The organism is Acidovorax facilis, from assembly GCF_023913775.1.
Classification (GTDB): Bacteria; Pseudomonadota; Gammaproteobacteria; order Burkholderiales; family Burkholderiaceae_C; genus Acidovorax; species Acidovorax facilis.
The window spans coordinates 6,270-11,875 of sequence record NZ_JAMXAX010000141.1 but is presented as its reverse complement, the minus strand read 5'-3'; the positions used below and the strand labels follow the sequence as shown (position 1 = coordinate 11,875).

Annotated in this window: 5 protein-coding genes and 2 pseudogenes; 1 reads left to right on the top strand and 6 read right to left on the bottom strand. The window is 59.7% G+C overall.

The features are described 5' to 3' along the window. Positions 1 to 1,067: 1,067 nt before the first annotated feature. From NFX52_RS25645 to NFX52_RS25635, 3 genes are all read right to left on the bottom strand, one after another. Positions 1,068 to 1,274, bottom strand: coding sequence for a helix-turn-helix transcriptional regulator (locus tag NFX52_RS25645; protein ID WP_156358577.1), 207 nt, complete (start codon positions 1,272 to 1,274; stop codon positions 1,068 to 1,070). Positions 1,275 to 2,488: 1,214 nt separating this feature from the next. Beyond that, entirely contained in the window at positions 2,489 to 3,391 is a 903-nt protein-coding gene (locus NFX52_RS25640) for a nucleotidyl transferase AbiEii/AbiGii toxin family protein (RefSeq protein WP_055394135.1), read from the bottom strand. Then, positions 3,388 to 3,987 carry a type IV toxin-antitoxin system AbiEi family antitoxin domain-containing protein gene (locus tag NFX52_RS25635; protein WP_055394137.1) on the bottom strand — a complete coding sequence of 200 codons (600 nt, stop codon included), beginning with the start codon at positions 3,985 to 3,987 and terminating at the stop codon, positions 3,388 to 3,390. Before NFX52_RS25635 ends, NFX52_RS25640 begins: the two co-directional genes overlap by 4 nt. 132 nt (positions 3,988 to 4,119) lie before the next feature. Here NFX52_RS25635 and NFX52_RS25630 point away from each other — a divergent pair, with 132 nt between their 5' ends. Beyond that, positions 4,120 to 4,266, top strand: coding sequence for a hypothetical protein (locus NFX52_RS25630; protein ID WP_156358578.1), 147 nt, complete (start codon positions 4,120 to 4,122; stop codon positions 4,264 to 4,266). Positions 4,267 to 4,281: 15 nt separating this feature from the next. Here NFX52_RS25630 and NFX52_RS25625 read toward each other — a convergent pair. The 3 genes and pseudogenes from NFX52_RS25625 to NFX52_RS25615 all read right to left on the bottom strand — a co-directional run. Then, positions 4,282 to 4,840: pseudogene (locus tag NFX52_RS25625) on the bottom strand (transposase); the annotation flags it as partial. A gap of 68 nt (positions 4,841 to 4,908) precedes the next feature. Beyond that, a complete protein-coding gene (locus NFX52_RS25620) occupies positions 4,909 to 5,343 on the bottom strand; it encodes a hypothetical protein (protein ID WP_055394140.1) in 435 nt (144 codons plus the stop codon). After that, a pseudogene (locus NFX52_RS25615) lies at positions 5,331 to 5,606 on the bottom strand (type II toxin-antitoxin system MqsA family antitoxin); the annotation flags it as partial. The gene NFX52_RS25620 and the pseudogene NFX52_RS25615, both read right to left, overlap by 13 nt.

The window sequence follows — 5,606 nt, the reverse complement described above, 5'->3', positions numbered from 1 at the left end:
CCCCCCCCGGTTGGGTAGTAAAAAACCGCCAGCGACCGGGGGCGCGCTAGTTGTCAAAACTTCAAAAGAGACCTTCCTGCCCACTTCAATGGTTTAGGTGTGGGGCCGCGCGCGGCACGCAGCGGTTGGGCAGGAAGATGCTGTTTCAGGAGCAGAAACGACATGACCCGCCGGTCACCGCCTTCTGCTCTTCCTTGCATTGCTCTTGGGACACAAAGGCCCATCCCCGCAGGGGACTGGGAGTTCATGGCGCCAAAGCCATCGGCGCAGCGCCCCATGGGTGGGGGGCTGATCGGGCCTTCCGTCAAAACGGGAGCCCGGCCTGCGCCGGATTTGAGATACCCCCATCGCATGGGGGCCAGTAGGTTTTCTTGACGCACCCCGGGACGGGGTGGTGGGAGTCGCTCACGAATCGATCAACAGATATCTAAAACAATATGGAGAGGAACAAGGACACGCTGGGGCTTCAGGCATAGGACGGCCGAAGACCACAGGTGATTGACGCGCCCCCTGGCGGGGGTGGAGAGATGCGCTAGCGCAGCCGCAACCGGCTTGGCCAGGCCAAAAGAACTACTGTCACGTGTGCAGCAAGCAATTGCCGCACGCTGTTTGCAGCGCGATGCTGCACTCAATGAACCCTGGCCTGCACGCTATTGCGAGCGGGCCAGGGGAGATAACCACTGCTCCCCACCAGTTGGGGCTACAGATCCAACCTGACGCAGGGCGTCAGACTTTGCCATAAAGGCTCTACAAGCTTCCCCAATTGGGGAGTTGAAACCCGAATGGAAGATCGTCAATGACAAACCTTCCATTCGTGTCTCGCGGCCAGTATAAGCCCACTTGAATATCAAAACAATTACCTCAGCAAGGCTGCGGGGATCTTGTCTCACACAATCCCAATACTCCAATATTGAACGCTGTCATATTTTAATTTTCGGGAGATAGTTTTCCAAGTAATTGTCGATAAAGACATTTTTCTCATTCCCCGATGTGCGTCATTCTTTTTTGCCATCTCAAAAAAGATCCCTGACCCCGTGAGGTCAGGGATTGAAGGTGCCAGGACCAGATTACAGGCCTTGGCGTTTGCACTTTTCCACGTATTGCAGCACGCGAGATCGCTCCAGGCGCGGGCTGCGCGGACCGAAGTCGTGTGTCGGCTGCAGCAGGGGCTCACCCTCTTGCCTGCGGTAGAACGTGGAGCGCGACATGTTGAGAAACTCCCATGCCTCGCGAAGAGTCATGAAAGGACGTTCAGAGCGAGCGGATTGGGTCATAGTGGACCTCGTTCCAACAGTCGTTGACGCAGAGGTGTCTATTGAGCGGACACCGGTAGATATAGAGCTTTTGGGCTTTTTAGGGCCTGACATGTCTAAGAAATGCCGCGCGCCGAAAGGGCACGGGCATATGCGTCGTCTCGCGTCGTCACCGATGCTCTGGAGTGCTGAGGGGGCTCAGCCTATTGGCAAGGGCCGCGCGCGGCGCGCGACCCTGATCGGCAAGTTCTGGTTTGGAGTTTGATTTTCCTGACACCACGGGCAGGATTTGCGGTGCTTGGGCACTGACCGGACATCGCTCATATGTTCCGGTCCAGAGGCGGCGCGCCAAAGAGCGCTGACGGGGTGACTTATGTCCTGGCCGCTTCTGTGTGCTTGGGCTGTGGTGTTTGGGCGCCTATACCACGGGATTTGTGGCGCGCCGTTTCGAATGTTGCTCGATTTCGGGCATCTTTTGAATTTGAAGGCCTCAAGGCCTGCGTTTCGCGCAGGCTTGCGCTCTTCTTTTTAGAATTCAAAATTTAAAATGATGGTATTGGAGATTGGTCGGTTCCCAATCTCCAATACACACCTTCCCGACAAACGGACTTCATTCTAAGCACGTTTTACTGCTTTTCGCAAAGGAGAATCGAGACGAGACCCAACATATTCCAGCGGGCCCGTCCAAGCTACACAACAGCACTGCGCCTTTCAGGAACGCAAATGATTTCGATTACTCGGGTGATGAAGTTGTGTGTGACTCCAGCTCCCTCATTGGCGGCTGAGGCCAGCGCCCCACCACACTGAGTACCGAGGGTACTAGGCCATGCGACAGAGACTTATAGCGCGTGGCTCGCCCGCCGTGCGCGCGCGAGCGCAGTGGTGAAACACTGGGTACAGAAGACCCTCCGTCTTGCCGCTCCCCGTGCCGGTGGCCACCAAAGTGCTCAGGCGTGCTCCTAGCGGCTGAAACCAGGGTGCGTAGTTTCGAACGCTTCGAAGCACGTCTTGCCACCTTTTCCCGACACAAAGGGAAGGCCCAACCTGCACATAAGGGCCTTTAAGCCACGCATCCTCGTCATCGACAAAACGGCCCATCAAACCGTGGTTGAAAGCGTCGGCGGGCTCGAAGGCGGAAACCTGAAAATGATTAAGGGCCGTCTGGATGTCGTGGGCACGCAGGGATGGGAGCTTGGACGTCTCAGTCAACGGGGGGCTTAATCGATCGGGATGTGTCAAACCCAGCGCAAGGAATCCGGGCGCCAAATAGCCGTCGCCTGACTGCTGGTGGCAGCCACCTGCGTGGGAGGCCACAGCAGGTCGTCTAGTAGTGCGACAGTGTCACCCAGGCTGGCTGCGTCGATACGGTTTTTGTTCAAGAAGGCCTGCCACTGGCGCAGCTTGGCGGCGTCTGCGCTGAACTGCTTGGTCAGGGCCAATGGGCGCTCCGTGGGCAGTGCTGTCTGGCGCCGGGCAAAGGTGGCGGCTATTGCCATGGCCAGCGTGGCGCCGTCCAGTTCTGTGCGCCTTGCAATCACCGCGAGGTCGAAGAAGTCCTTCATGCGGCTGTTCGCCTGCCCCAGCATCACCATGGCCTGGTACTTCTCGGCAATCACGGTGTAGACCGGATACATCCGCAGCGTCGGGGCTTGGAAGTCGTTCAGCAAAGTGGGATAAGCCACGGTCTGCGGCCCCGGCGTCACGGCGTCGCCAAAGCCCACGTCGATTTGCAGCGCACAGCGCGCGGAACCTATGCGCGCCACCAGCGTGATGCGGGTGCCGCCATAGGTGTTATCTTCGCGAATGGCCTGCGCCTGCACAGATTCAGGGTCGAACACGATGCCGTCGCCCAAGTCCATGGCGGCGACTTCGCGGAAGGTGGCGATCAGGTTCGCCTCATCGTCGGGGCCAAAGCCCAGTAGATCGGCATCCCGTGTCGGGCGGTGCGGGGTGTCGTACCACAGTGCAAAGAGCAGCGCTCCTTTGAGCAAGAAACGGTCGGCGTACAGCGAGGTGCTAACACGGGCCAGAAGGCGCTCCATCGCGAAGCGGTTGAGCAGCAGGCTGTAATCGTCACCCCGTTGCCTGGCGAGCGTCAGCAACCGGGCCAGGATGGACGCAGAGAGATTCGCGTTCATTGAGTGATAGCCTCCAGATAGGGTTGCATGACACGTTCGACGCGATTGATCTTGGCAAAGTGGCTCAGTTCGGCCATGGTGACCTTGCGGCTGCGCCAGGCATCTTTCAGCGCCTCCAGCGCCACGTCCAGGCCGATTTTGTTGCGGAACTTGAAGCAGTCCGTCACCGTTTTGGCGGCGCTGTACACGCGGATGGGGGCGCCATGCTCGGTCACCGTCTGAATGCCGTCGCTGTACGCAGCGCCCCGCAGGCGCGTGATGCGCAGCGTTGGGTAAGTCAGTGCTGGGGTCTGCGTGCCTTCAGGCAGGGCAATCCATACTTCGTGCGGCAGTTGCGTGCCGATCTCGTGGAACTGCAAAGCGCTCAGCAGGCACAGCACGGCCTTGGGCACGCGCTGGCACACCTCGATCAGCGTCTGGTGCTCGGTGACTTCGGCATCAGGCAGCGCGTACAGACCGCGCCCCAGCCGGAGCAGCTTGCCCGCCTGGTATAGCCTGATCAGGAGCTGCGGCGACCAGCCGTGTTCGCGCACATCCGCCGCCCGCAGCACGCGCCGGTGGCGGGCCAGTTCGAGGATGTAGTCGGATTGGTTCATGGATTCCTTAGTTTAATATTCACATTATATTTTCTCAAGTAATGTGATTTGCATACAGCAGGGACTCCGTTGACTTGCTCGATGGATTGCGCCACGAAGGACGCGCTGGGTCATGGCGTCCAGGTGTGACCTGTGGACGTGATGCACAGCGACGTGGACTCCACCTTGGAAGATCTGCCCGAAGTTCCTGCCGTGCAGCTCGGCCTGCGCATGATCAGAGGGCTGCGCGGCCACAGCGCCGGTGCCTGCGTTCAACATATTCAGCTCCAAGCTGCGTGACTCAGGTGACAACTACCTTGACGCGCACCGGAACACGACCGGGTACACCGACTCCAGCGGGCAGCTCTGCCAGGCCGTAACCTCGCTCATGGCGGCGTCGGTGACGCTGCTGATGAGGTCGGGCGAGACGTCTACCGAGTACATCTCGGCGAAAAACCCCTGGATCTCGCGCACCGTCATGCCGCGTGCGTACATGGAGGCGATCCAAGTCGTCAAAGCCGGTGAAGCACCGCCCATGCTTGCCGATGAGCTACGGTTCGAAGGTTCCCTCTCGGTCGCGGGGAACGTCGATGCGCAAGGCGCCGACGTCGGTCAGCACGGTTTTGGGGCTCCTGTCATTGCGATGATTAGCGGGGGCCCCTTCAGGCTTGGCCTGGCCAAGCGCGTAGCCCAGATGGTGACTCATCTCGGCGCCCAGTGCACGTTCAAGAACCGACTTCTTGAACTGCAGGAAGATCCCTTCAAGTTCGGCTGGCGTCACCGGCCCAGGAATGAGTTGCTCCAGCAGCTCGGTTGAGAATTGCGGCTGCGCCGCCTTGTCCGCCGCTGCGGTCGTCTTCATCTTGCGTGGCATTCATGCTCCTTGTTGACATGCTATGCCTCACACACAAAGTTTCTGACAGGCTCGGTTCCCTAGAGAGACTACCTGGATGGATCCAAGCCCAACGGCAATTCCCGCGCATCCAGCCCCATGGCTTGCAGCTCGCGGCGGAAGTGAGTCATGGCCAGCGGGAAGGCTTGCGCGACCAGAATGTATTGGTATTCGTGGTCGTCCAGCAGCGGTGTGATCGTTTCCTCAGTCACACCTGCGGCGTAGTAGAACCGTGCCTCGTACTCACCGGCATAGGTGGCCACATCGCTGGTGTCGTTTTCGTTGGTGGCCTTGGCGTCCAGTTTGATCCTCACGCCCAGCATCAGCGGAGCGCCTGCTACATCGGGCACCGCCAAACCCACCTCGATCTCTTGCTGCACCTCCAGCCGCATCTTGACGCCCGCAGCCTCGCCACGGTTCTGGCCATTGGAAGCCAGTACCCGAAAGCTTCGCAGCACGGGGCGGGGAACGGTCACTTCTGGCATGACACTGCCCCTCGACTGAATCGGCGGAACTCCCGGGGGTCGTAACGCGGATCGGGGCGGGTCGCACTGCCCTGCCCCCGCGTAAGGGATATCAACTTGACGCTACCTTGCACATCAGAACGCACGGGTGCGCGCTGCTGCGTGAAATCAGCCTGCAGGCCCTTTTCTTCCACCAGCGCCCAGAACGCCTCGGGGCTGCGGCGCACCAGGCGCAGCAGCGTGTCCATGGCCTCGGACTGGGCCACGTCATCGTTCTCGTATTT